Genomic DNA, 24405 nt, shown 5'->3' with positions numbered 1-24405 from the left:
TGGCACTGCCGACATCTCTACCAGGCGACGAGTTCTAGGACTCCAGACTGCAACGTGTTCGCAGTCAGCGCAAGAGGGGGGTGGACGGTTGTCCGCGATTGCGACGAGGCCGCGAACCTGTTTGGGTTGACGTATGACCGATACGAACAGCAAGCCCGAGATCGACGCTCCCGAGGGGCCGGCTCCCGTCGAGCTGGTGATCGAAGACCTCGTCGTCGGCGACGGCGCCGAGGCGCAGCCCGGCTCGACCGTCGACGTGCACTACCTCGGCGTCGAGTACGACAGCGGCGAGGAATTCGACTCCTCGTGGGGTCGTGGCCAGTCCATCAACTTCCCCCTCCAGGCGCTCATCAGCGGTTGGCAGGAGGGCATCCCCGGCATGAAGGTCGGCGGTCGCCGCAAGCTCACCGTGCCCCCGCACCAGGCCTACGGCCCCGCGGGCGGCGGTCACCAGCTGTCGGGCAAGACCCTCATCTTCGTGATCGACCTGCTCGGCGTGAGCTGACCGCTCACCGTTCGAGTCGACGGCCGGCAGGGGCCACGGTGCGCAGCACCGTCTCCCTGCCGGCCGTCGTCGTTCCATCGGCCGTGCGCTCGTCGCGATAGCGGCCGCCGCGTTCGACGATTCGGGATGCCGCGCGGTTCGCAGTGCGATCGATCGTCGCCCACGTCGACGGCGACGCGAAGTCGACGCGGCCGTTGCGGCTGAAGATCACCCAGTCGTCGACGATCTCGACGTGCATGCCGGGCGCCTCGTCGATCATCGCCGCCATGAGGTCGGGCGTGAAGACGTAGAGTGCGTCGCGCTCGTACTCCTTCGGCACGAACAAGCGGAAGTACCGGTCGAAGTCGCCCTCGAGCGAGAGGTGCTGGTCGTCGTCGAAGTCGACGGGGAACGCGCGTCGCCCGGTGCTCGCCATCGTCACCGCCGCGGGTTCGAGCACCATGTGGGGCAGGTGCGCGTCGAGCTGCACGGCGACGTACTGCCAGTACGAACCGTCGTCGGCCGTCGTGCTGGCGACGCCGCCCGCGCGGATCGTGACGGACACCGACGTGCCGGCCTTCGCCTGCGGGTGGAGCAGGTTGCCGACTTCTACGGTGCGCCCCGAGGTCGTCGTGAAGCGCGAGTTGCGCCGTCGCCCGCTGAGGCGCTCGAACAGGCGGCCGGGCAGTCGCGGCTCCACGTTCGGCTCGTACACGAGGCCGTTCAGCTCTGCCAGCCGATGCAGTCGGGCCTCGGCCTTCGCCGGTTCGCCCGTCGCCGCGGGCAGGCTGGCGAGGCGGGCGACCGCGATCGTCGCGAACACCGCCCACGCGGTGAGGATCGCGAAGGTGAACGTCCATCCCGTGTCGAGCGCCGCCATGATGCCGTACGCGACCATCGCGAGGAATCCGATGCCGAACACGCCGAGACCGATCGCGAGTGCGATCATCCTGCCTCGGTTGGTGCGCGCAGCTGCACGGTCGCGCTGACGCTGCGCCGCGAGCTCGGCGCCCGAGACGGGAAGGGTGAGGGACGAGAGGTCGATCGCCGGCAGCAGCATTTCGGTAGTCTGGCATGCGGCCGGTCGACGGCCGGAACCCGAAAGGCGCGACGACGTGAACCGCTTCCGATCGCCACTCATCGCGTTCGCCCCGTACCTGGTCGTCTCGGCGCTGCACCTCGTGCTGCTGTACCTCGGCCCGGCGTGGAGCGTCACGGCGACGAAGGCGCTGCTGATGCCGCTGCTCGCCCTCGCGGTGGTGCTCCTCGTGCGCCCGTTGCGCGCGCCCGTGCCGTTGCTGTTGACGGGCATCGCGTTCTCGTGGGGCGGCGACGTGCTGCTCTCGTTCCCGGGTGACGGATGGTTCGCGGCCGGCCTCTGCTCGTTCCTCCTCGCCCACGTGGCCTACATCGTGCTGTTCCTGCGGATGCCCCGTGCACGTCCCCGCCCGCCGGCCTGGTCGTACGTCTACTGGGCCTGGATGATCGTCGTGCTCGGCCTGCTCCTGCCGCACGCCGGCGTGCTCGCCGCCCCGATCGTGCTCTACGCCGCGGCCATCGGCGCGATGGCGATGTGCGCGTCGATGCACGGCAGGTGGATCGTGCTCGGCGGTGCATGCTTCATCGTCTCCGACTCGGTGCTCGCCCTCGGCAGGTTCCTGCCCGGGTACGAGTTCGCGGCCCACGACTTCGTCGTCATGTCGACCTACCTCGCGGCGCAGGGACTCATCGCGTGGGGCGTGGTGGCCGCGACTCTGTCGCGCCGAGCCGCTGCGGGTCCGTCGTCTCCTGCACCCGATCGACGAGCTGACGCCACGGCCCCGTGAGCTGGCGCTCGGCGAGCGTCGCCTCGTGCGGCTCGCAGCGGATGCGGTAGACGAAGCGGTCGGGCTCGGGCGGCAGCGGTGGCGGCTCGCCCCACGGGATCTCGTCGATGAGGATGTACCACTCGTCGGGATCGGGCTGCTCGTCGACGCGAACCTCCCAGGTGAGCCTGGTGCCGGCGAGGCCACCGCTCCGGGACACGATGACGTCCATGGGCTGATCGTACTCCGCAGGCGTGGAGGCTACTCCGGAGGCACCTCGATGCCGACCGCAGCCCAGCCGTGCATGACGGCGCGCTCCTCACGGCTCTCGCGCCCGAAGCGCTCTCGCGCCGCTCGCACGGTCTCGGCGGCGAAGCCCGCGAAGTCCTCGTCGGGCGACAGTCGCCCCGAGGTGAGCACGTCGTACCAGATGCGCCCCACGTGCTCCCACGCGAAGCCGCCCAACTCCGTCGCGGCGAGTGCGAACGCCCGGTTCGGGATGCCGGAGTTCAGGTGCACGCCGCCGTTGTCGTCGTCGGTCTCGATGTAGTCGCGCATGTGCGCGGGCTGCGGGTCGCGGCCGAGCACGTCGTCGTCGTAGGCCGTGCCCGGCTCGAGCATCGAGCGCAGCGCCCGGCCCTGCACCTCGTCGGTGAAGATGCCCTCGCCGATGAGCCAGCTCGCCGCCCCGGCGTCCTGGCCGAGCGCGTACTGCTCGACGAGCGCGCCGAAGGCATCTGAGACATGCTCGTTGAGTGCCCCGGACTGCCCCTGGTAGCGCAGCTTCGCCGTGTGTTCGGTGACCCCGTGTGCCAGCTCGTGGCCGATGACGCTCAGCGAGTCGGTGAAGCCGCTGAAGACCTCGCCGTCGCCGTCGCCGAACACCATGCGCTCGCCGTCCCAGAAGGCGTTGTCGTAGTTGTCGCCGAAGTGCACGGTCGCCTCGAGGGGCATGCCGGCGCCGTCGATCGAGTCGCGGCCGAAGACCCGGTCGAACAGGCGATGCGTGTCGCCGAGGCCGTCGTATGCGTCGTCGACGGCTTCGTCGCCCGTGGCGCGCTCGCCCTCTCGGCGTACGAGGCGGCCCGGCAGCTTCTCCCGGCCCTCGGCGTCGGAGATGCGGCGGTCGGGCGCCGACGGCGCGTCGGGCAGCACGGTCGGCAGCTCGGGCAGCGGCTCGACGCCGAGACGTGCCGGAGGCTCGCGCAGCAGTGCGCGCCGCGCCGCCTCGGCCGCGATGGGGAACCGCGGGCCGGCCGCGTGGGCGATGCGGTCGAGCAGGTAGGGAGGCACGATCTGCTGCATGCCTCGATGCTCGCACCTGCCGGCGACATCGGCGCTGAACCGCGCTCACGAGTCGTCGCAGCGCCGCCGACATCGGTCGGGCACCGCACCGAGCGCCTCGCCATAGGCTGGTTGCGTGACCACCACCCCGCTCCTCGGCCTCCTGCTCGACGTCGACGGCCCCATCGCGAGCCCCGTGACGCGGTCGATCGCGTTCCCGTCGATCGCCCGCGACCTCGCGGCCCTCGCGAACGCCGGCAACCCCGTGATCTTCAACACGGGCCGCTCCGATGCGTTCATCGCCGAGCAGGTCGTGCCGCCGCTGCTCGCCGCAGGTCTCGAGCCGGGCGCGCCCGTCTGGGCGATCTGCGAGAAGGGCGCGGTCTGGGCAGCCATCGATCAGCACGGCCTCGGCGAGGTCTTCGTCGACCTCGACCTCGCGATGCCCGCCGACTTCGCCGCCGACATGCGCGCCTACGTCGAGGCGCACTTCGACGAGTTCGCCTTCTTCGACGACACGAAGCGCGCGATGGTCTCGGTCGAGCAGCACGTGCACGTGGCATCCGACGACTATCTCGGGGCCCAGCCGCGCTTCGACGCGCACGCCCACGAACGGCTCGCGGCGCGGGGCTTCGGCACGGTGCGGGACGGCGATGAGCGACCGGATGCCGCGGGGCGCGTGCACTGGCGCATCGACCCGACGATCATCTCGACCGACGTCGAATCCGTGCGTCTCGGCAAGGACCTCGGGGCCGCACGGGCCGTCGAGCTGCTCGAGCAGCGCGGCATCCGCCCGCAGCACTGGCGCACGATGGGCGACTCGCGCGGCGACTACCGCATGGCCGACTGGCTCGCCGAACGCGGTGAGCGGGTTCGCCACGTCGACGTGCGCCCGGCCGAGGGCATCCCGGACACCACGTACCCGGTGCTCACCGCGGGCGACCTCATCCACGACGAGGCCGGCGCGCTGTTCCTCTCTCGATGGGTCGTGGCGTCGCAGCGCGGCGAGCTCGGCGACGACGACTAGCGAGTCCCCGATGCCGAGCACGAACACCGCCGAGACCGTCGAACCGCCCGAGCTGCGGACGCATCCGATCGCCCTCGTGCCCGCCGTCCTCGTGTGCGGTGCCGCCGTGCTGCTGTTCGGATTCATGGTGCCGATCGCCGGGTACGCGATGCTCGCCGTCGGCCTCCTGGCCGCGTGGCTCTGCGACCGGTCGGGCCGCACCGAGCGGCTGCTCGCCGACCTCGCGCTCATCGCCATCGGGCAGGTCATCATCTCGACGGTGTCGCTGAAGGCCGACCTCAGCGACGAGGGCATGGTGCGCTTCGCGGTCGTGCTCGGGCTCGCGGTGCTCGTGCCGTACGTCATCTCGCGATTCGTGTACCGCGAGCACGTCATCCGCTTCCCGTGGCGCACGGGCCGGCGCTGGAATCGCACGCAGTGGCTCTACCTGATCTTCGTGACGCTCGCGGGCTGGCTGATCCTGCCGTTCTACTTCATCAGCTCTGGCGCGTACCAGAACTGGCCGACGGTGACCGAGCCCGACGAGATCGCGCGCCTGTTCGTCGGCGTCGGCGCCGTCGGCACGTGGGACGAGCTGTTCTTCGTCTGCACCGTCTTCGTGCTGCTGCGCCGGCACTTCCCGTCGTGGCAGGCGAACCTGCTGCAGACGATCGTGTTCGTCTCGTTCCTGTGGGAGCTCGGCTACCAGTCGTGGGGTCCGCTGCTCACGATCCCGTTCGCGCTCATCCAGGGGTACACGTTCAAGCTCACCAAGTCGCTCGGCTACGTGTTCACGGTGCACATGCTCTTCGACGCGGTGGTGTTCGCGGTCATCGTGTACGCGCACAACGGATGGCCGGCGATCTTCCTGCTGGCGCCGTAAGGCCGCGTCGGGCTGCGTTCGGGCGAACGGATGCCGCGGCATCCGCTCGTTCGCATCGTGCCTGCTTCAGGAGCGCGCCTACTTCAACTGGCCGCGCGTCTCGCCGCCCATGAATGTCGGCGTGTGCACGTTGATGTAGTAGGCCTTCGGGTTCGCCTCGATCGCGTCGAGCAGTGCCGGGGCGGGCGCGGGGACGGCGCAGGCCGAGACCTCGAAGCTCGTCGAGTTCGGCACCGGGATCGGGATGACGACGGGGCCGGCGACGTTGCGCGGGCCGACGTGCACGTGCGCCGCGGTGGCGCCGGCGGTGAGGCCCTCCACCTCGAGCGTGTAGCAGAACTCGCCGTCGCTGATCTCGTAGGCGAAGAATCCGCGTGCGCCGCCGGTGGCGCCGGTCGTCTGCGCTTCCTGCTCGTTGTTGAGCGGGATCGCCGGAGTGCCGGGCGGTGCCGCCTGAGCTGCTCCCGCACCCGCGAATGCGAGGGCGGCGATGGCCGTGAGGCCGAGTGCGATGGTGCGTGTTCGAGTGATCGTGATCATGATGACGGTTCACTTCCTTCGATCGGTTCGCACGCTACGCCGGGCGATTCGGCGCCGCAAGGTCAGCCGTCGACGGATGCCCCGTGCTCGCCGAGCCACTCGAGCAGCACCGCCGCGTGGTTGACCTGCTCGTCGCGCGCGCCGAACAGCAGCGTGACCCGATCGTGCTCGTCGCCGAGCGCGACGAGCGCCCGCGCGGCGTCGTTCGCGTCGAGTTCGCCGCGGTATCGATCGGCGAATTCGTCGAACCGCTCGCGGTCGTGGTGCCACTCGGTGCGGAGCTCGGGGGAGGGCGCCACGTCCTTGTCCCACAGATCGAGCTCGGCGCGCTCCTTGCTCACTCCGCGCGGCCAGAGCCGGTCGACGAGCACACGAAAGCCGTCGGATGCCTCGGCTTGGTCGTAGACGCGCTTGATGACGAACCCCATGGGGTCAGTCTGCCCCGGGGCATCCGTCGTGCCAAGCGACCGCCGTGCCGACGTCGTCAGCTCTTCGGTCGGCTCCGCAATCCGACCACGATGAGCGCGAGCCCGCCGAGCGCGATGATCGGTCCGAGGATCGCCCAGAGCAGCGAGCCGGTCATGGCGCTGCCGCCGATGAGGCCGATGCCCTGGAACATGAAGACGACGCCCATGACGACGACGAGTGCTCCGATCGCGACGAGAACTGGCTTTCGCATGCGGGCAGCTTCCCGCACCGGAGGTCGCGCCGCAAGCATCGGCTGCCGCCCGGCCGCACGCTCGGTATCCTCGGACCAGCTCGAGACCACCCCCGAAGCCACTGAAGCCCCACGGAAGGATGCCGCGCATGCGTGCGATCGTGCTCGACCGCTACGGCCCGCCCGAGCGGGTCATGCGCCTCGCCGAGCTCGCGGATCCGGTGCCGGGAGCCGGCGAGGTCGTCGTGCGGATCGCAGCTGTCTCACTCAACTCATGGGACGTCGACCTCGCGACCGGGGCGACGCTCGTGCGCCTCGAGGCGCCGCTTCGCCCCAAGCGTCGGGTGATCGGCTCGGATGTCTCGGGCACCGTCGTCGCCGTCGGCGGAGGCGTGACCCGGCACCGTGTCGGCGATGCCGTCTTCGGAGAGCTCTCGGCCGCGGGCTGGGGCGGGTTCGCCGAGCGCGTCGTCGCGCGCGATGAGGCATTCGTGGCGAGACCGACCGGGCTCGACGACCTCACCGCCGCCGCGCTGCCGCAGGCTGCGAGCATGGCGTGGCAGGCGCTCGGCGGGGCAGACGCGGTGGTGCCGAACGGTTCGCTGCACGGCAGGCGCGTGCTCATCGTCGGCGCGGGCGGGGGAGTGGGCACCTTCGCGATCCAGCTCGCGAAGCGCGGTGGCGCCCATGTGACCGCGGTGGAGCGGGCGATGTGGAAGCTCGACGCGCTCGCCGAGCTCGGCGCCGACGTGGTGGTCTCGGGCGTCGGCGACGGCACCGAACCGCGCCACGCCTTCGACCTCGTGCTCGACGTGGTCGGCGCGCTGCCGCCGTCGCAGTCGGGCGAGATGCTCGCCGAGGGCGGCCGCGCCGTGTACATCGGCGGCAGTCCCCGCCGCATCGCTCAGGTGCTCGTCGCGAGTGCCCGCGCCGGTCGCCGGTCCGAGGCGGACGCGGAGGCCGCCCGGCACGTCGGCCTGCTCGCTGCCGTGCCCAATCGCGACCTGCCCGGGATCGCCGCGCTCGCCGCAGCCGGTGAGCTGCGGGCGCTCATCGACGGCCCCCATCCGCTCGATCAGGTGCCGCAGCAGCTCGCGCGCCTGCAGTCGGGCGCGGTGCTCGGCAAGTCGGTCATCGAGGTCGGCTGACGAACCGGGCACGTCGGCCGCGAGGCATCCGCTCTGGTAGAGTATTGAGGTTGCCGTCATGACGGCCGCGCATAAAGAGAGCCCGGGCATTCTGCCACGGGCAGCGCGCAACAAGAAGAAAGGGGATCCCATCTATGGCACTTGAAGCTGATGTCAAGAAGGCGATCATCGAAGAGTACGCGACGCACCCCGGTGACACTGGATCCCCCGAGGTCCAGATCGCGCTCCTCACGAAGCGAATCAAGGACCTCACCGAGCACCTGAAGGAGCACAAGCACGACCACCACTCGCGTCGTGGCCTGCTGCTCCTCGTCGGTCAGCGTCGTCGTCTGCTCGGCTACCTCGCCGATGTGGACATCAACCGCTACCGCAAGCTCATCGAGCGTCTCGGCCTGCGCCGCTAATCGACTCTCGCTGAACCCGCGAACTTCTTGCGGAAGCCCCCGCCCAGCTCTCACGAGCCGGCCGGGGGCTTTCGTCATCCCCGGGCGAGCTCGTCCGGGCCGTGACCTGATCCGTCTCACTCGGTCGCGCGCGAACGCAACTGCGGATATACGATCTGGCGCGCCGCGGCCACCCGCCGCTGTTCGGCGTGTCGGATCGTATATCCGCAGTTGTGGGCGGGCGAACGGACGGGGGCCTGGCCAGGCGGAGCAAGGGGAGGGCAAAGCTGGGGAGGGCTCGGAGGGTGTGGGCTACTCGGCGCGTGCGCGGTGCGCCCGGGCGGCCATGCGGTTGCCGCATCGCGTGCTGCAATAGCGGCGGGAGGCGTTCTTCGACAGGTCGGCGTAGATGCCGGTGCAGTCGTCGGCCTGGCACATGCGCAGGCGATCCATGCCGTCGGCGCGGATGACGTCGACGAACGCCATGGCCGCCTCGACGAGGATGCGCGAGGCGAGCGGGGCGTCCTGACTGGTCGCGTGCACGTGCCAGTCGAGGTCGTCGTGCCGCACGAGCCGGGGCAGGGCGTTCGCCTCGTCGAGGATCGCGTTCACCTCGGTCACGGCGTCGTCGCGGTCGAGACGCCAGAGCGCGCGCAACCGGTCGCGCGCGGCTGCGACCTCGGCGACCTCCGCTGCGGTGCCGTCGCGCCGGCCGGAGTACCACCAGGCGTCGAGGATCGCGCCGAGCTGCTCGGGTGTGGAGAGCTCGTCGGCGCCCGATTCGGATGCCTCGGGCACGGTGTCGGCCAGCGCGGCGACGAAGCCGAGTGCCGCGATCGTGTCATCGGTGAAGATCATTTGACTCCTGACGTCCGTTGCCGGTACTGTCACGAGCATAACGTCGTTCGGTCATGACGCCGCCACGAATCCACACCACGAGAAGGAGACGCCGATGCGCGGTTCGAAGGGCTTCATCGGCATCGTGCTCGGCCTCGCCGCAGGCCTCGCGTTCGGCGCCGGCGGCGTGGTCGTCAAGCCGCTCCTCGAGTCGGGCTGGTCGCCGGGCGCCGCGGTCTTCGCCCGCATCGGCGTCGCCGCGATCGCGCTGATCGTGCCCGGCCTCATCGCCCTGAAGTTCGACCTGCGACCGCTCTGGCACGCCCGGTGGACGGTGCTCGCGTACGCCCTCATCGCCGTCGTCGGCACCCAGGTCGCCTTCTACGCCTCGATCGCGCTCATCCCCGTCAGCACGACGCTGCTCATCGAGTACCTCGCACCCGTCGCACTCGTGCTCGTGGCCTGGGCGCGCCAGCGCCGGGCGCCGCAGCTCGTCGTCATCGCGGGCTCGGTGCTCGCGATCGCGGGCCTGTACCTCGTGATCGGCCCGGGCGGCGGCGGGCTCGACGTCGTCGGCCTGCTGCTGGCGGGCGTCGCGATGGTCGGCGTCTGCGTCTACTACGTGCTCGGCGAGCGGGCGGATGCCTCGGTGCCCCCGATCGCCCTCGCCGCGAGCGGCTTCGTGGTGGGCGCGATCGTGCTCGGCAGCCTGGGCATCGTCGGCGTCGTGCCGTTCTCGGCGGAGTTCGTCGAGGTGCAGTACTTCGGCACGGTCGCGCCGTGGTGGGTGCCGGTGCTGACGGTCGGCCTCGTGTCGACGGCGTTCGCCTACGTCGCGGGCATCAGCGCGATCCGCATGCTCGGCACGCGCCTGTCGTCGTTCCTCGGGCTCTCCGAGGTGATCTTCGCGGCGATCGTCGCGTGGTTCGTGCTCGGCGAGGCGATCGGCCCGCTGCAGGCGGCTGGCGGCCTGCTGATCCTCGGCGGCATCGTGCTCGTGCGGTTCGAACGGCCGAGGGATGCTGCAGCGGTCGCCCTCGACATCGACCTCGTCCCGGTGGCCGTCGACGCCCGCGAGTAGCGATGCTCGAAACCGGCCGTAATACTCGATGAGCCGGGCGTAGCGTCGAGGCATGACACGCGCCGACTGGACCGAACTCGCCGACACGACCCAGGCGGTGCACGCCGGCAACGCCGTCGACGGCGGGTCGGGGGCGATCCGCACGCCGATCGTGATGGCGAACTCCTACGCGCTGCCCGACGATCCGTCGACGATGAGCTGGTCGGGCACCGAGAGCCCGCTCTACACGCGCAACTCTGGGGCGAACCAGATCGGGCTGCAGCAGAAACTCGCACTGCTCGAGCACGGCGAGGACTCGGTCGTGCTCGCCAGCGGCGTCGCGGCGCTGCACGCGGTCTTCTTCACGTTCCTGAAGACGGGCGACCACGTCATCGTCTCGGATGTCTCGTACGAGGCGACCTATCGGCTCTTCACCGAGCTCTTCCCCGAGAAGTACGACATCGAGGCCGATTTCGTCGACACGAGCGACCTCGACGCGGTGCGTGCGGCGCTCCGCCCGAACACGCGTCTCGTGCACATCGAGGCCATCGCGAACCCCACGACGAAGGTGACGGATGTCGCGGGCGTCGCCTCGATCGCACATGAGGCCGGCGCCCTGCTCAGCGTCGACTCGACGTTCACGCCGCCGCCATTCTTCCGCCCGCTCGATCATGGCGCCGACCTCTCGGTGCACTCGCTCACGAAGTACATCAATGGCCACGGCGACGCCATGGGCGGGGCCGTCACGGGCCGGCGCGAGCTCATCGCGCAGCTGAAGGCCGACGCCATGGTCGATGTGGGCGGCGTCATCAGCCCGTTCAACGCGTGGCTCATCATGCGCGGCTCGGTGACGCTGCCGCTGCGCCTCCGCCAGACCTTCCCGACCGCGCTGCGCGTCGCCGAGGCGCTCGACGCCGACCCGCGCATCGCGTTCGTCGCGTACCCGGGGCTCGCGGGGCACCCGCAGCACGACCTGGCGACGACGCAATTCGGCGGCGCCTACGGCGGCGTGATGTCGTTCGCCGTCGACGGTGGACCCGAGGTGCAGAACGCCTTCGTCGACGCCCTGCGCATCGTGACCTCGGCGGTCTCGCTCGGGCACGACGAGTCGCTCATCGTGCACGTCGGCACGACCGGGCCGCGCGTGGCGTTCTATCCCGACGGATTCAAGACCTTCGGACACCTGCGCTTCTCGATCGGACTCGAGGACGCCGACGACCTGATCGCCGATCTGCGGCAGGCGCTCGATGTCGCGGTCGGCCCGCTCGGCGGCTGAACGACACGGTCGCACTGCCTAGAATCTGATCATGCGATTCGGCGTGATCATCCTCCCGCAGTACGAATGGCCCGAGGCGGTGCACTACTGGCGCGGTGCCGAGGAACTCGGGTTCGATCACGCCTGGACCTACGACCACCTCTCGTGGCGGGGTCTCGCGGGGGAGCGCTGGCACGCCACGGTGCCCACCCTCACGGCGGCCGCGATGGTCACCGAGCGCATCGGGCTCGGCACCTTCGTCGCGAGCCCGAACTTCCGGCATCCGGTGCCGTTCGCGAAGGAGGTCGCGACGCTCGACCAGATCTCGGGGGGCCGCCTGCTGCTCGGGGTCGGCTCGGGCGGCACGGGGTTCGACGCGTTCGTGCTCGGTCAGTCCGAGTACACGCCGCGGCAGCGCCTCGAGCGGTTCGTCGAGTTCGCCGAGGCGCTCGACGTGCTCCTGCGCTTCGAGGAGCCGGAGTCGGGCGGCATCTCGTTCGAGGGCGAGTGGTTCACGGCTTCCGGCGCCCGCATGGTCGGCGAGCCGGCGCAGCGTCCGCGCATGCCGCTGCACCTCGCGGCGGAGGGGCCGAAGAGCCTCGATCTCGTGGCGCGGGTCGGCGACGGCTGGGTGACGACGGGCACCACCATCGACGACACCGACGCCTGGTGGCAGCGTCTTGCCGAGTTGAGCGCACGGCTCGACGACGCCTGCGCGCGACAGGACCGCGATCCGGCGAGCCTCGACCGCATCCTCTCGCTCGACTCGGAGCCGCGGTACAGCCTCGCGAGCGCCGCGGCCTTCGAAGACGCCGTCGGGCGTGCCGCCGAACTCGGGTTCACCGACGTCGTCGCGCACTGGCCGCGCGAGCACGGGCTCTACGCGGGCGACGAGTCCGTGCTCGACGAGGTCGCCGAGCTCATGCCGCGCCTGCGCTGATCACGGGCGCCGAGGCATCCGCGGGTCCTGGCGTCATGCTGCCCGCGATACCCTGAAGCACATGCCCGCGCCCCGTTCGAAGCCACTGCTCGCCTGGGAGCCGTTCCCGTACCTCGTCGTGTTCGTGCTGCTCCTGCTGACGGGGGTCGTGCGACCCGAGGGTCCGCCGTGGCTGCTGTGGCCGTTCCTCGCGATCCTCGCCGCGGCGGTCGCGTGGCTCATCGTCGGCCTCGTGCGCGGGTCGCGACGGTCGAACCCCGACCAATGGGGTGACCTCACGAGCCTCGACGGGCTCGAACTCGTCGACGCGGAGCGCGTCGAACGTGGGGTGCGTGCCGTCGCGCCGGTGGTCGACGAGCACCGGCACCAACCGGCGATCGAACTCGCACGGTTGCACGGCGGCCCCGAGCAGCATGCGGTGCTCGTGCCCCGTGCGAGCCGCTGGCTGTCGCGGCGCTACCGCATCGGTGTGCAGCTGGTCGGCGGCGACCGGCCGCGTCATGCCGGATTCCTCAGCGGCGCAGCCGACGACCGTTGGCGCGACCTGCTCGACGGCCTGCGCGAGCGCGGCCGCTATGTTCGGGTGCCGGCGCTCATCACGGGGGATTCACGACCGTACGGGGTCGAACTCGACCTCAGCGGCCTCGAACGGCTCGGTGCCGCGCCGGCGGAGTGACGCGCCGCACGGTCGACCGAGCGACTCGGCCGCGCGCAGCGGGGCGGCGGGTCAGGCCGAGGCCTCCTCGGCCTCCTGCTTGGCGAGGTCCGCGCGAACCTGCTCCATGTCGAGCGCCTTCACCTGGGAGATGAGCTCGTCGAGCATCGGCCGGGGCAGTGCGCCGGCCTGTGCGAAGACGCCGATGCCGTCCTTGAAGGCCATGATCGTCGGGATCGACGTGATGTTCATGGCTGCGGCGAGCTGCTGCTGGTCTTCGGTGTCGACCTTGGCGAACGTGAGGTCGGGGTTCGCCTCTGCGGCGGCCTCGTAGTTCGGTGCGAACTGCAGGCACGGACCGCACCATCCGGCCCAGAAGTCGACGAAGACGGTGCCGCCTTCGAGGATCGTCTTCTCGAAGGTGTCAAGGGTGAGCGCCACGGTAGCCATGCACCCAGCCTAAACGCGCAATCTGTGGCCGTGCTCGGCGTTCGCTTTGCGCGAGGTGTGAGCCGGCTCGACGGTGGGGCGAGCCGGCTGGGGGTTTCCTCACCTCGTCGGCGCCGTCGCCGCTATCGTGAAGGCGTGGTCGCATTCGGAGACGCGCTCGGTGCATTCCGTCGGCGGGGCCCGGTCGCCGACGCTCCGTCGGATTCCGGGGTCGCCGTCGACGAGGCTCGCCGTGCCGACGAGGCCATCCCCGATCTCGACTGGCGGGTCTTCCCCGAAGGGGCGGAGCACTCGATGTTCGCGGCGCCGAGCGGCTCGCTCGCTCGGGTCGCGCTGGGGCCGCCCGCCGCCCCGCGCATCGTGCTCGTGCCCGGAGCCACAGGGTCCAAAGAGGATTTCGTGCTCATGATGCCGCTGTTCGCCGCGGCCGGCTACCGGGTCGAGTCCTTCGACCTCGCCGGGCAGTACGAGTCGTGGCGCGCCGGGCCGTGGAACCTCGATCCGGCGCGCCGGCGCTACGACGAACGGCTCTTCCTCGACGACCTGCTGGCCGTGCTCGACGACGGCACGGCGCCCGCGCACGTGCTGGGATACAGCTTCGCCGGCACGCTCGCCGAACTCGCCCTGCTCGAGCGACCCGACCGGTTCGCGAGCCTCACGCTCCTCAGCGCCCCTCCCGAGCCGGGCCAGACGTTCCGCGGGGTCAAGCGCATCGGGCCGATCAGCTCGTTCACCTCGCCGCACCAGGGCGCGGCGCTCATGCTGTGGGGCATTCGCAACAACCTCAACCGGGTGCCGCCGCGCCGGCTCGAATTCGTGCGCGAGCGTTTCGCGCTCACGCGGCGCGAGAGCGTCGACGACATCATCGCGCTCATGATGGCGACGCCCGACCTGCGGGCGGATCTCACCGCGTCGATGATTCCGAAGCTCGTCGCGGTGGGGGAGCACGACCTCTGGCCGCGCGAACTCCATGAGCGGTTCGCTCGAGAGATCGGGGCGCATCTCGCCGTGTATCCGACCGGGCACAGCCCGTGCGAGACGGCGCCGCATCAGCTCGTACGCGACATGCTCGCCCTCTTCGCGGCGACCGACCTCACTCCGTAGTCGTCGGCGGCGGGCCGTCCGCCCTCACGCGGGCAGCGGTTCCTCGCCATCGGTCTCGGCAGCGACGGCCCCGTCGGGATCGGCAGGCAGCCCGCTCGCCTCCCACACCCAGACGGGCGCGCGACGTCGTTCCGCGCGCCTGGTGAGCGGCGGCCATTCGCGCGACTCGACCGACATCGTGTGGAACGCCATGCGCACTCGCCGCGCGAGACCGTCGAAGCTGTCGAACGGGCGCGCCGAGACGCCCACCAGCATGCGGCGGTCGCGCACGACGGTCATGCCCGGCTGCATCCACCAAGCGAGGTCGAGGTCGTCGTGCACGTCGGCGCGATCGCGGTGCACGAGGTCGCGGAGTCGGGTCCACGCGTCGGCCCGCATCGCATAGTTCGAGCCGAAGATGGGCGGATGCCCCAGCAACGCGCCGATGACCGTGAAGTAGCCGCCGATGTAGATGTTGCGGGCGATCCAACGAACGACCGCGTTGCGGCCGTAGAACACGCCGCCGTTCGTGACGACGGCTGGGTGATCCGATCCGGCCATGCGCCGCTCGATCTCGGCGATCCAGTCGGGCGCGGGGACCGAGTCGGCGTCGAGTCGGGCGAGCAGATCACCGGATGCCGCGTCGAACCCGGCGGCCGTCGCCGGCCAGATGCCGCGCAGCGGCTCGTGCACCACGCGTGCGCCGGCGGCGAGGGCGACCTCGGTGGTGGCATCCGTCGAGCCGTTGTCGACGACGATGATCTCGTCGGGGTGCCGGGTCTGGGTCGCGAGCGCAACGAGGCATGCGGCGAGGAAGTCCGCATCGTTCAAGCTCGGAATGATGACCGAAATCGTGCCCATCACGGCGAGTCTAGCCACGAGGCGGTCGTGCCACGCTCGATCCGTGCGTCGGTGCGCCCGATTCGGAACGGGGGCTGTTGCCCGCTCGTCGCACCACATATGCTGGCCCGCGACCGGGGGTCAATGGAGACGAACCGGAATGGAAGGGGAGACGATGTACCCATCTGCAACACTTTCCAAGCGCGCCAAGACGGCGGTGATCGCGACCGCGGCGATCGCCGGACTGGCGCTCGTGCCCACGAGCGCCGCCTTCGCGGCACCAGCTGCGAAGAGCTGCGACGCTCGAACCAACAACACCGTGCAGAAGCTGCTCGAGTGCGTCGGATCCGACGGCACGATGGAGCACCTCGAGGCGTTGCAGTCGATCGCCGACGAGAACGACGGCAACCGAGCCGCAGGACTTCCGGGTTACGAGGCCAGCGTCGACTACGTCGTCGAGACGCTCGAGGACGCCGGATGGAACGTCTCGATCGAGACGTTCGACTACGACTTCATCGGGGATTCGACGCTCACGCAGCTCACCCCCGTCGAGGCCGACTACCCGACCGGCGCGTTCACCGGCAGCGGCGACGGCGACGTCACCGCCGCGGTGGTTCCGGTCGACATCAATCTCACGCCGCCGCGGGCGTCGACGAGCGGCTGCGAGGCGGCCGACTTCGCCGGGTTCCCCGAAGGGTCGATCGCGCTCGTGCAGCGCGGCAGCTGCAACTTCGGCGACAAGGCGTTCTTCGCCGAGCAGGCGGGCGCTGTGGGCGTCATCATCTTCAACCAGGGCAACACGCCCGACCGTGAGGGACTCGTCGTCGCGGACGCCTCGTCACGGTCCGACGGCTCGACGGTCTCGCACGGCATTCCGGTCGTCGGAGCGAGCTTCGCGCAGGGTGTCGCCCTTGCCGAGCCCGACTCCTCGGCGCACATCTTCGTGCCCGCGCCCGACCCGCGCCCCCAGAAGAACGTCATCGCCGAACTGCCCGGCACGAACGACGGCAACGTCGTGATGGCCGGCGCTCACCTCGATTCGGTGCGCGAGGGCCCGGGCATCAACGACAACGGCAGCGGTTCGGCCGCACTGCTCGAGATCGCCCAGCAGATGTCGAAGGTCAAGCCGCAGAACACCGTGCGCCTCGCCTGGTGGGGTGCGGAGGAGGACGGCCTGCTCGGTTCGGCCGCGTATGTCGCCGGCCTCTCGCAGGCCCAGAAGGACGAGATCGCGCTGTACCTGAACTTCGACATGGTCTCCTCGCCGAACTACATGTTCATGATCTACGACGGCGACGAGTCGGGCTTCGAGGCGCCGGTGACGGTTCCCGAAGGTTCGGTGCAGATCGAGAAGCTGTTCGAGAGCTACTTCACGGGTGCCGGCGTGCCGTATGACGACGCGGAGTTCAGCGGTCGCAGCGACTATGAGGCGTTCATCCTCAACGGCATCGCCGCAGGCGGACTCTTCACCGGCGCCGATGCGATCAAGACCGCCGAGCAGCAGGCGATCTGGGGCGGCGAGGTGGACGAGATGCTCGACCAGTGCTACCACCAGGCGTGCGACGACCTCGAGAACATCGACGAGTACGCACTCGACGTGAACGTCGATGCGATCGCGTTCGCCGTGCTGGCCTACGCCTACTCGACCGAGTCGGTCAACGGCGTGGTCGGCAAGAACGTGCCGGGCGGGCTCAGCCTCCCGGTTCCTGCCGGTCCCGAGGGCACCGTCGGCAGCGACGGCGGGCACCAGCACTCCTCAGACGACTGAGTCCGAGGAGATCCGGGGCGGGGGTGCCGAGGGCACCCCCGCCCTTCGCGTGCGCGCGATCGCGGTCGATCGGGAATAGTGGGCGTGGGGCATCCGTTGTCGGAGATGTATGCAAAAGCATGCAACGCGGAAATCTCCCACGAGGAAGAGCCCAGGAGGGCAACCATGCAGTTCGGAATCTTCACCGTCAGCGACATCACTCAGGACCCGACGACGGGACGCACGCCGAGCGAGCACGAGCGCATCACCGATGTGCTGACGATCGCCCAGCACGCCGAAGAGGTCGGCCTCGACGTCTTCGCGCTCGGCGAGCACCACAACCCGCCCTTCTTCTCCTCCTCGCCGACCACGACGCTCGCCTACATCGCCGCGAAGACCTCGAAGATCCAGCTCACGACCTCGACGACGCTCATCACGACGAACGATCCCGTGAAGATCGCCGAGGACTTCGCGATGCTCCAGCACGTGGCCGACGGCCGTGTCGACCTCATGCTCGGTCGCGGAAACACCGGCCCCGTCTACCCGTGGTTCGGCAAGGACATCCGCCAGGGCATCAACCTCGCCCTCGAGAACTACAACCTGCTGCACCGCCTGTGGCGCGAGGACTTCGTCGATTGGGAGGGCCAGTTCCGCACGCCGCTGCAGGGCTTCCAGTCGACCCCGCGCCCGCTCGACGACGTGCCCCCGTTCGTCTGGCACGGCTCGATCCGCAGCCCCGAGATCGCCGAGCAGGCCGCGTACTACGGCGACGGCTTCTTCGCGAACCACATCTTCTGGCCCGCCTCGCACACGCAGCGCATGGTCACTCTCTACCGCCAGCGGTTCGAGCACTACGAGCACGGCACCGCCGCGCAGGCGATCGTCGGACTCGGCGGCCAGGTCTTCATGCGAAAGAACTCGCAGGACGCGGTGCGCGAGTTCCGCCCCTACTTCGACAACGCGCCCGTGTACGGCCACGGCCCGAGCCTCGAGGAGTTCACCTCGCAGACCCCGCTCACGGTCGGCAGCCCGCAGGAGGTCATCGACAAGACGCTCGGCTTCCGCGACTACGTCGGCGACTACCAGCGTCAGCTCTTCCTGATGGACCACGCCGGCCTGCCGCTGAAGACCGTGCTCGAGCAGCTCGACCTGCTCGGCTCGGAGGTCGTGCCGGTGCTGCGCAAGGAGTTCGCGATGAACCGCCCCGAGACGGTGCCGGATGCCCCGACGCACGACTCGCTCGTCGCCGCACGCAACGCGGCGAAGGCCGGCGGCACGAGCGTCGCACCGAAGGGCGCCGCGTTCGGCGCCGCAGCCGTGAAGGGAGCCTGACCATGACCACCCGCACTCTCGCCGTCGTCTCGGCGGGCCTCAGTCAGCCCTCGTCGACGCGCATGCTCGCCGACAAGCTCAGCGACGCCACGGTCGCGAAGCTCACCGAGCAGGGCATCGACACGACCGTCGAGACCTTCGAGCTCCGGGATGTCGCGACCGACATCATGAACCACATGCTCACGGGCTTTCCGAGCCCGAAGCTCGAGGCGGTCATCGAGGCCGTGACCGGCGCCGATGGGCTCATCGCCGTCACGCCGATCTTCACGACGAGCTACTCGGGACTCTTCAAGTCCTTCTTCGACGTGATCGACAGCGCCGCGCTCGCCGAGCTGCCCGTCGTGATCGGGGCCACGGCCGGCACGCCGAGGCACTCGCTCGCGCTCGACTACGCGCTGCGGCCCATGTTCACCTATCTGCACGCGATCGTCGCGCCGACCGGCGTGTTCGCGGCGACGGGAGACTGGGGCGAATCGGCCGACAGCGTGAAGACGCTGCCGGCGCGCATCGACCGGGCCTCCGGCGAGCTCGCCGCACTCGTCGCAGCGAGCGACCGTTCAGCGAGCGTCAGGGACCCCTTCGCGCTCGACCGGCCCTTCGGACACCTCATCGGGGGTCTCACCGGCGAGTGAGGTCGTCGCCGGGGTCGCCGGAACGAGCGACCCCGGGTCGAGGTCGTGCACGCCGTCATCGGGCATCACGGACTCGGCCGTGCCGGCGCCGCGGAACCACGGCGCCCACCACAGCACGGTGCCGGCGACCCAGGCGGTAACCATGACGGCCGCCCACGCCTGAGCCGTGCTGATGCCGGCGTCGATCGCCACGAGGTTCGCCTCGTCGACCGGCACGATCCGGTCGTCGAGCGACGCGAGCCACGTCGTGGTCGTCACCGTGACCGCAGTGGCGACGACCGCCGCGAGGGTCACGAGGAGCAGTCGTTGCGGTCGCAGCGCCTGCGCGAGCAGCGTCGCCGAGAGCGCGGCCACGACGATCGAGGCCGCGATCGCGCGCCATGCCATCTGGCCGACGACCGGTGAGAGGCCGGCGGAGAGCGAGTCGAGCATCGGGGGCAGCATCGCCGTCACCACGATCGCGAGCACGGCGAAACCGGTGAGCGCGATCCACCTCCCCGGTCGGGCGCGATGCGCGGCGGCGACGGTCTGCAGTTGCCGGTTCGCGACCTCGGTGACGCCCAGGAGTCCGAGGAGCGCCACCCAGAACGGGAGCGTCCAAAGACCGAACTGGAGCGATGCCGCGAAGAACACGCCGATGAGCAGCGCGGAGAGCACGACGAGGACGACACGCGAGGTGCGGGCGCGCCGTTCGGCAGCGGCGATCACCCTCCGCGCCCGGGAGTCGGCAACCGTGTGGTTCGCGATCGCCCGCCGCCGTCGTCGGCGGGCCCCGAACGCCGACCCGAGTCGCACCACGACGAACGCGGCAGCGACGGCGGTGGCGATGGACGCGACGCCGACACCGGGGCGCAGTCCGGCCGACTCGCCGAGTTCACCCGTCATCTCGCGGACCGCGAGCATGAGCCCGCACGCGACGATGAGCAGGGCGAGGATGAGACGGGGCGGTGAGAGCAGGGCCGGAACGACGACGAGCAGCGGCCTGAGGAGCCACTGCGAGATCCGCACCGGTGAGAGGGCTGCGCTGCCGCGAACGAGGGCGGCCGAAGCGTTCCGGGCGGCACGCGATGCGAGCGCCACGCGATACCCCGAGCGGAGGGACTCGAGATCCTGCGTGCCGCGGACCATCGTGGCGCGAATGGCATCGGGATCGTCGGGGGCGACGCGATCGGCATACGGGAACTCGTCGCTCGCGTTCATCTCGCGGAGCAGAGCATCGTGCACGGCGCCGAGCTCGCTCGTCGACGTCGACGTCGACGTCGACGCCGGGTCGCTGTTCGCGGGCGCCGTCCAGACGACGGGCGGCGCGGGCTCCATCGACTCGAGCAGCTCGATGACCCCCGCAGCCGCGTCCAGCCGCCCCCACCACCAGTCGTTCCGACGCCACGCCGCGCTCAGGAAACCGGCGAAGTTGGCGATTCGGAGCCCCGCGAGTTTCGACGATGATCGCAGCTCGCGGTCGTCGAGGAGCCGAGAGACGGTCTCGTGGTTCAGTTCGCCGACGGGCTTGCCGAGAGCGGCGCGGTAGCCCTCGAGCAACTGCGCGTCGAGCAGGGTGCGGAACCCCTCGACCGATGCGGGCTGGGTGTCCGAGCCGATCCGGTGGAATCGCACCGTCGACGTCGCGGTCGGCATGCCGCTGCCCGCGAAGATCAGGGGCAGGTCTGCCGACGGCAGCGGCCGCCCGGCCGGAGGCATCCGGTGCCAGGGGCTCTCGACCCAGCGTTCCTGACCCTCGAGCGCACCGAGGGCGGCGCTCGCGTGCTGGAGCCAGCCGACGATGCCGTCGAGTGCCGACCAGAGTCGCGCGCGATCGGCCGGGCCGTCGGCGTTCGAGGTCAGCCACACGAGGGCGAGGCGGCGGACCCGTTCGTCGGAGAGCGGCGATTCGATCGACGGGATCGCGTCGACGGCGTCGAGTGTGCGCTCCACCGCGGCGTCGCGGCGGTCGCGCGCCTCGCTCATCACCGCGTACAGGCCCTCCCGGAGCGCCGCCCGCGAGACGTCAGCCGTGGCGTCCACCTCGGTGAGTGCACGGTCGAACGCATGCAGCGAGACCGAGCGGAAGGCCTGGTCCTCGAGCGCGCGCACCCAGGTCAGCGCGCAGTACGCGGCATCGACGAGCGTCTGCCATCCCGTCGACACGGCGTCGGCCGGCAGCCCGTCGTCGAGCTCGTCCCTGCTGAACCGGTCGAGGATGTCGCGGAGCTCCTTCTCGAATCGGCCGATGCTCGTGCGGTCGAGGGCGCGTCGTACCGGGCGGCGCGCCAGATTCGTGCCGAGCGCCCACTCGCCGGGGCGACTGAAGACCATCCGCAGGAACTCGGCATCGGTCGTCGAGCGCAGGCGGGCGAACGCCGCGATCGAGCGCTGCGCCGGCGGCATCGACGCCTCTTCCGCGGAGGTGCGGGCATCGAGCCGGACGGCGAGCATCTCGTCGCGTCCCTTGCGGACGAGGGCCGCCGTGCGCGCCTCGTACACCGCGTCGATCTCGTCTTCGCCGGACTCGCCCGATGCGCGTTTGCGGACCGCGGTGAGGATCGGGAACAGGAACCGGGAGAGCGGGTCGGTGCGCGTGGTGGCGGGGTCGGGCGGCAGTTCCGGTGCCGGACCCTCGTAGGCGGTCGCCCGGATCAACCACCGCGAGCTCTCCTTCGGGGAGGGATCGAGGTACACGAGCGCCCGGTTCACGTGCTCGTTCGCCGGGATGTTCCGGATCGCCCGCAGCGCCCGATCGATCGGGATGTTGTCGAGCACCCCGCCGTCGACGACGCGGAACGGATGCGAACGGCCGTCTTCGCGGTGGGCGCTGAACACGGTGCGCATGTCGGGCGGGCTCGCGGGCTCGGAGGTGTCGAACGCCTCGTCGCCGGAGTAGATGAGCGCCGGTTCGAAGGCCCCGGGGAACGAGGAGGTCGCGCGGGCGGCGTAGGCGAGCCGGGCGAGGGCGGGACCACGAGCCGCCTCGTCGTCGTCCCGACCGGGGATGCCGCGGTCGGGCACGGAGTCGCCGTCGGAACCGACGAAGCGGAAGTGCGCGTGCCCCTCGGCCGCGTTGCGCTCGCTCGTGTCCTTGGCGTCGATGAGCGTCGCCGAGAGGTCGACGACGACGTGAGGCGCGGCGAGCGCCGGATGCGGTGCCGAGGCGGTGCCGACCCGACCCGTCGCGATGCTCCGCAGGGCCCGCTCGAGCTCCGACCAGAAGTACTCGTCGCCGCGGAAGACGGAGTCGAATGCCGCCGGCTTGCCGGTCTGCAGCAGACCCCATGCGGATCCGGTCGTCAGCCAGGTGCCGAGGATCCCCTCGAGTCCCACGCCGGCGCGCTGCGCGACGGCGTACATCACGCCGTTGAGCCCGCCGGCACTGGCTCCGGCGAGCACGTCGTACTCGACGCGGTCGTAGCCCCGAGCGAGCAGAAGCCGCGCGTAGGCGTCGGCTCGCACGAGCATGTGCTCGTCGTCGTCGGTGTCGTCCTCGAGTTCCGAAGGCTCCGGCCGCGGCCTGATGAGCAATGCCCTCGGGTCCGGATCATTCGCCATGCTGAAGATCCGGATGCGTCGGAGGATGTCGAGTTCGGCGATGGCGCCGCCGATCCAGACGGCGAGGCTCACCCCGCCCTTCATCGCGAGCGCGACCCGGAGGCCGCGCGCGGCGTACGGCCGGGCTCCATGGGGAAGGAAGATCCGCGGATTCGGGTCGTCGGGTGCGTCGGCCGCATCGGCGCCGTGGACGGCGTCGTGCGACGGCGGTGCCGGGTCGATGCCCTCCCGTGTCGGAAACACCCCGTACTCCCGCCGGGAGGTGGCGTCGAGGTGGAGTGTCACGTAGTCGTGCGGTTCCACGGTTTCGGGCATCGAGACTCCTGCGGGAGACCTGAGGCGGTCGGCGACAGGCTAGCGAACGGATGCCGCGACGGCATCAGTGCTCGCCCCGATCGGCGCCGATCCGGACCCGGCGAGCATCGAGCGCCCTGATCGCATGGTCGACGACGAGTCCGAGCGTGATCGCGATCGGAACGGAGACGCCGATCGCGACGAGCGGTGAGTCGCGCAGGAGGCTGCCGACGACCGCGCCGATCGCGACGTTGTACGAGGCCCAGGCGATGCCGGCCGCCGCCGACAGTGGGAGGTAGCGCTGGAGCGGCACGCGACCGGCACCGGCCGCGAGATTCACCGCGATTCGGGCGAACGGCACGTAGCGAGCGGTGAAGACGAGCAGTGCGGTCCTCCGGTGCACGGCGGTTCGCATCCGTTCGGTCGCGGCGGCGATGCGATCCGCGCGCTGCCAACGCCACCGGTCGAGGCCGACGCGCCGGCCGATCAGGTAGCAGAGCCCGTCGCCGACGACCGCTCCGGCGGCGGCGACGGGAACGACCTGCCAGAGCGCGGGGGATCCGGTCGTCGCCGCCAGCGCGCCGAGCGCGACGACGAGGGTCTCGCTCGGCAGCACGACGAGGAACGCATCGCCGACCACGAGCGCGAAGAGCATGGGCAGGAGCCAGGGCGAGGCGGCGAGCGAGGCGAGCCATGCGTCATCCACACGCCCGTTCTAGCCGCCCGAGGTGAACGGCAGGAGACGTCATCGCATCGTCGCAGGTGGTCTTAAAAAGTGAATCAACCTCATTTTGGGGGATGTCGGTCGCGACGAGGGCCGCGTACCGTCGTCGGTAGGACGCGGTCACGTGAGACATCGTCCGTGCGGACCGATCGGGGGGCGACCCGCGTGACGGCCGGTGTCTGCGCAATCCGGCCGCGCGCACACCCACCCGAAGGGAAGCAGATCATGACCATTCGCCGAACACTCGCCGTGCTCGCAACAACGGCGGCACTCGTACTCGTCGGTGCCGGAGCCGCATCGGCCGCCGGCAGCCCGCATTTCATCAAGAACGCCACGGGCGCCTCGCTCTCGGGGACCTCGCTGGTCGTCCAGTTCAAGGAAGCGGGCCTCCCGGCTGGCGCCACGGAGACCATCACGGCCACCGCGCAGCTCGACGCGACCTATTCGTGCGTCAACAACGGGGGCCACGTGCCTTCGGATCCGAAGAAGACGACGATCAGCACCGATGTCTCCGAGAGCGGAGAGTTCACCGCGGGCAAGAACGGCAACGTCATGGGGTCGCTCACGCTCAGCGCGCCGGCGGCAGCCGAGGTGCTCTCATGCCCGGGCGGACAGACGTCGACCCTCGTCTCGGGAATGTGGTCGAACGTCTCGATCTCCGATGAGGACAGCGGGGCGTTCCTCGCGATCCCCGGTACGTTCACCTTCTAGATCGAAACACGAGAAGCGGGAGGGCTCGCCCTTCCCGCTTCTCGTCGCGTACGGACTGCGCCGTCCGGGAGACGACGGTTCGCACCGCCGGGGAGGATCCGCCATGCGGTGCGA

The 24405-nt window shown here is 70.4% G+C and carries 26 protein-coding genes; 15 read left to right on the top strand and 11 right to left on the bottom strand.

The genetic code is table 11. The features are described 5' to 3' along the window. Nucleotides 1-133: 133 nt before the first annotated feature. Nucleotides 134-505, top strand: a complete 372-nt coding sequence (locus JOE59_RS08755; protein WP_204459888.1) for an FKBP-type peptidyl-prolyl cis-trans isomerase — start codon at nt 134-136, stop codon at nt 503-505. A 4-nt stretch (nt 506-509) separates the two neighbouring features. Here the strand turns inward: JOE59_RS08755 and JOE59_RS08750 are convergent, their stop codons facing one another. Continuing rightward, nucleotides 510-1544 carry a hypothetical protein gene (locus JOE59_RS08750; protein WP_204459886.1) on the bottom strand — a complete coding sequence of 345 codons (1035 nt, stop codon included), beginning with the start codon at nt 1542-1544 and terminating at the stop codon, nt 510-512. A 55-nt stretch (nt 1545-1599) separates the two neighbouring features. On the opposite strand from JOE59_RS08750, the gene JOE59_RS08745 reads away from it, so the two are divergent. Further along, nucleotides 1600-2310 carry a lysoplasmalogenase gene (locus JOE59_RS08745; RefSeq protein WP_204459883.1) on the top strand — a complete coding sequence of 237 codons (711 nt, stop codon included), beginning with the start codon at nt 1600-1602 and terminating at the stop codon, nt 2308-2310. Here JOE59_RS08745 and JOE59_RS08740 read toward each other — a convergent pair. Together JOE59_RS08740 and JOE59_RS08735 are read right to left on the bottom strand one after the other, a co-directional pair. Then, on the bottom strand, nt 2210-2521 hold the full coding sequence (locus JOE59_RS08740; RefSeq protein WP_204459881.1) for a protealysin inhibitor emfourin: 312 nt from the start codon (nt 2519-2521) through the stop codon (nt 2210-2212). The genes JOE59_RS08745 and JOE59_RS08740 overlap by 101 nt on opposite strands. Before the next feature lie 29 nt (nt 2522-2550). Further along, complete coding sequence (locus tag JOE59_RS08735; RefSeq protein WP_204459879.1) at nt 2551-3594, bottom strand: M4 family metallopeptidase; 1044 nt, start codon at nt 3592-3594, stop codon at nt 2551-2553. Nucleotides 3595-3709: 115 nt separating this feature from the next. Here JOE59_RS08735 and JOE59_RS08730 point away from each other — a divergent pair, with 115 nt between their 5' ends. Together JOE59_RS08730 and JOE59_RS08725 are read left to right on the top strand one after the other, a co-directional pair. Continuing rightward, nucleotides 3710-4600 carry a hypothetical protein gene (locus JOE59_RS08730; RefSeq protein ID WP_204459877.1) on the top strand — a complete coding sequence of 297 codons (891 nt, stop codon included), beginning with the start codon at nt 3710-3712 and terminating at the stop codon, nt 4598-4600. Between the two features lie 10 nt (nt 4601-4610). Further along, nucleotides 4611-5462, top strand: a complete 852-nt coding sequence (locus JOE59_RS08725; RefSeq protein ID WP_204459875.1) for a CPBP family intramembrane glutamic endopeptidase — start codon at nt 4611-4613, stop codon at nt 5460-5462. A gap of 78 nt (nt 5463-5540) precedes the next feature. On the opposite strand, the gene JOE59_RS08720 is transcribed toward JOE59_RS08725, so the two are convergent. From JOE59_RS08720 to JOE59_RS08710, 3 genes are all read right to left on the bottom strand, one after another. Continuing rightward, nucleotides 5541-6002 carry a CHRD domain-containing protein gene (locus JOE59_RS08720; protein ID WP_204459873.1) on the bottom strand — a complete coding sequence of 154 codons (462 nt, stop codon included), beginning with the start codon at nt 6000-6002 and terminating at the stop codon, nt 5541-5543. Between the two features lie 62 nt (nt 6003-6064). Then, on the bottom strand, nt 6065-6430 hold the full coding sequence (locus JOE59_RS08715; RefSeq protein ID WP_204459871.1) for a DUF488 domain-containing protein: 366 nt from the start codon (nt 6428-6430) through the stop codon (nt 6065-6067). Nucleotides 6431-6486: 56 nt separating this feature from the next. Next, a complete protein-coding gene (locus JOE59_RS08710) occupies nt 6487-6681 on the bottom strand; it encodes a hypothetical protein (protein ID WP_204459869.1) in 195 nt (64 codons plus the stop codon). 128 nt (nt 6682-6809) lie between these two features. Between JOE59_RS08710 and JOE59_RS08705 the strand changes: the two genes are divergently transcribed. Both JOE59_RS08705 and rpsO read left to right on the top strand, forming a co-directional pair. Then, complete coding sequence (locus JOE59_RS08705; RefSeq protein WP_204459867.1) at nt 6810-7808, top strand: NAD(P)-dependent alcohol dehydrogenase; 999 nt, start codon at nt 6810-6812, stop codon at nt 7806-7808. Nucleotides 7809-7942: 134 nt separating this feature from the next. Continuing rightward, a complete protein-coding gene (rpsO, locus tag JOE59_RS08700) occupies nt 7943-8212 on the top strand; it encodes a 30S ribosomal protein S15 (RefSeq protein WP_056658110.1) in 270 nt (89 codons plus the stop codon). A gap of 291 nt (nt 8213-8503) precedes the next feature. Here rpsO and JOE59_RS08695 read toward each other — a convergent pair whose 3' ends face one another. Continuing rightward, a complete protein-coding gene (locus JOE59_RS08695) occupies nt 8504-9049 on the bottom strand; it encodes a CGNR zinc finger domain-containing protein (protein ID WP_204459865.1) in 546 nt (181 codons plus the stop codon). Between the two features lie 94 nt (nt 9050-9143). Here JOE59_RS08695 and JOE59_RS08690 point away from each other — a divergent pair, with 94 nt between their 5' ends. The 4 genes from JOE59_RS08690 (at nt 9144) to JOE59_RS08675 (ending at nt 12959) form a co-directional block, all read left to right on the top strand. Then, a complete protein-coding gene (locus JOE59_RS08690; protein ID WP_204459863.1) occupies nt 9144-10109 on the top strand; it encodes an EamA family transporter in 966 nt (321 codons plus the stop codon). Between the two features lie 52 nt (nt 10110-10161). Continuing rightward, the gene (locus JOE59_RS08685; protein WP_204459861.1) at nt 10162-11364 is read left to right on the top strand and encodes a trans-sulfuration enzyme family protein; all 1203 of its coding nucleotides are present in this window, start codon (nt 10162-10164) and stop codon (nt 11362-11364) included. 31 nt (nt 11365-11395) lie between these two features. Continuing rightward, entirely contained in the window at nt 11396-12283 is an 888-nt protein-coding gene (locus JOE59_RS08680) for an LLM class flavin-dependent oxidoreductase (RefSeq protein WP_204459859.1), read from the top strand. Nucleotides 12284-12344: 61 nt separating this feature from the next. After that, the gene (locus tag JOE59_RS08675) at nt 12345-12959 is read left to right on the top strand and encodes a hypothetical protein (protein ID WP_204459857.1); all 615 of its coding nucleotides are present in this window, start codon (nt 12345-12347) and stop codon (nt 12957-12959) included. A gap of 51 nt (nt 12960-13010) precedes the next feature. On the opposite strand, the gene JOE59_RS08670 is transcribed toward JOE59_RS08675, so the two are convergent. After that, nucleotides 13011-13388: a thioredoxin family protein gene (locus JOE59_RS08670; RefSeq protein WP_179549776.1), complete on the bottom strand. Its 378-nt coding sequence runs from the start codon at nt 13386-13388 to the stop codon at nt 13011-13013. Nucleotides 13389-13634: 246 nt separating this feature from the next. Here JOE59_RS08670 and JOE59_RS08665 point away from each other — a divergent pair, with 246 nt between their 5' ends. After that, nucleotides 13635-14492, top strand: coding sequence for an alpha/beta fold hydrolase (locus JOE59_RS08665; protein ID WP_307837130.1), 858 nt, complete (start codon nt 13635-13637; stop codon nt 14490-14492). 24 nt (nt 14493-14516) lie between these two features. Here the strand turns inward: JOE59_RS08665 and JOE59_RS08660 are convergent, their stop codons facing one another. Beyond that, nucleotides 14517-15332, bottom strand: a complete 816-nt coding sequence (locus tag JOE59_RS08660; protein ID WP_204459856.1) for a glycosyltransferase family 2 protein — start codon at nt 15330-15332, stop codon at nt 14517-14519. Nucleotides 15333-15486: 154 nt separating this feature from the next. Between JOE59_RS08660 and JOE59_RS08655 the strand changes: the two genes are divergently transcribed. The 3 genes from JOE59_RS08655 (at nt 15487) to JOE59_RS08645 (ending at nt 19022) form a co-directional block, all read left to right on the top strand. Beyond that, nucleotides 15487-17079, top strand: coding sequence for a M28 family peptidase (locus tag JOE59_RS08655; protein WP_204459855.1), 1593 nt, complete (start codon nt 15487-15489; stop codon nt 17077-17079). A gap of 165 nt (nt 17080-17244) precedes the next feature. Next, nucleotides 17245-18390 (top strand): LLM class flavin-dependent oxidoreductase, encoded by a 1146-nt coding sequence (locus JOE59_RS08650; protein WP_204459854.1) that lies wholly within the window; start codon nt 17245-17247, stop codon nt 18388-18390. Nucleotides 18391-18392: 2 nt separating this feature from the next. Further along, complete coding sequence (locus JOE59_RS08645) at nt 18393-19022, top strand: FMN reductase (protein ID WP_204459853.1); 630 nt, start codon at nt 18393-18395, stop codon at nt 19020-19022. Here the strand turns inward: JOE59_RS08645 and JOE59_RS08640 are convergent. Together JOE59_RS08640 and JOE59_RS08635 are read right to left on the bottom strand one after the other, a co-directional pair. Beyond that, nucleotides 18948-22877, bottom strand: coding sequence for a DUF3376 domain-containing protein (locus tag JOE59_RS08640; RefSeq protein ID WP_204459851.1), 3930 nt, complete (start codon nt 22875-22877; stop codon nt 18948-18950). The genes JOE59_RS08645 and JOE59_RS08640 overlap by 75 nt on opposite strands. A gap of 64 nt (nt 22878-22941) precedes the next feature. After that, nucleotides 22942-23562, bottom strand: a complete 621-nt coding sequence (locus JOE59_RS08635; protein WP_307837010.1) for a DedA family protein — start codon at nt 23560-23562, stop codon at nt 22942-22944. 243 nt (nt 23563-23805) lie between these two features. Here JOE59_RS08635 and JOE59_RS08630 point away from each other — a divergent pair, with 243 nt between their 5' ends. Next, on the top strand, nt 23806-24291 hold the full coding sequence (locus JOE59_RS08630; protein ID WP_204459849.1) for a hypothetical protein: 486 nt from the start codon (nt 23806-23808) through the stop codon (nt 24289-24291). Nucleotides 24292-24405: the final 114 nt, after the last annotated feature.

Origin of the sequence: Agromyces cerinus (assembly GCF_016907835.1) — a bacterium.
Taxonomy (GTDB): Bacteria; Actinomycetota; Actinomycetes; order Actinomycetales; family Microbacteriaceae; genus Agromyces; species Agromyces nitratus.
Note: the sequence above shows the minus strand (reverse complement) of the source record. Positions and strands in the feature narration are given on the sequence as shown.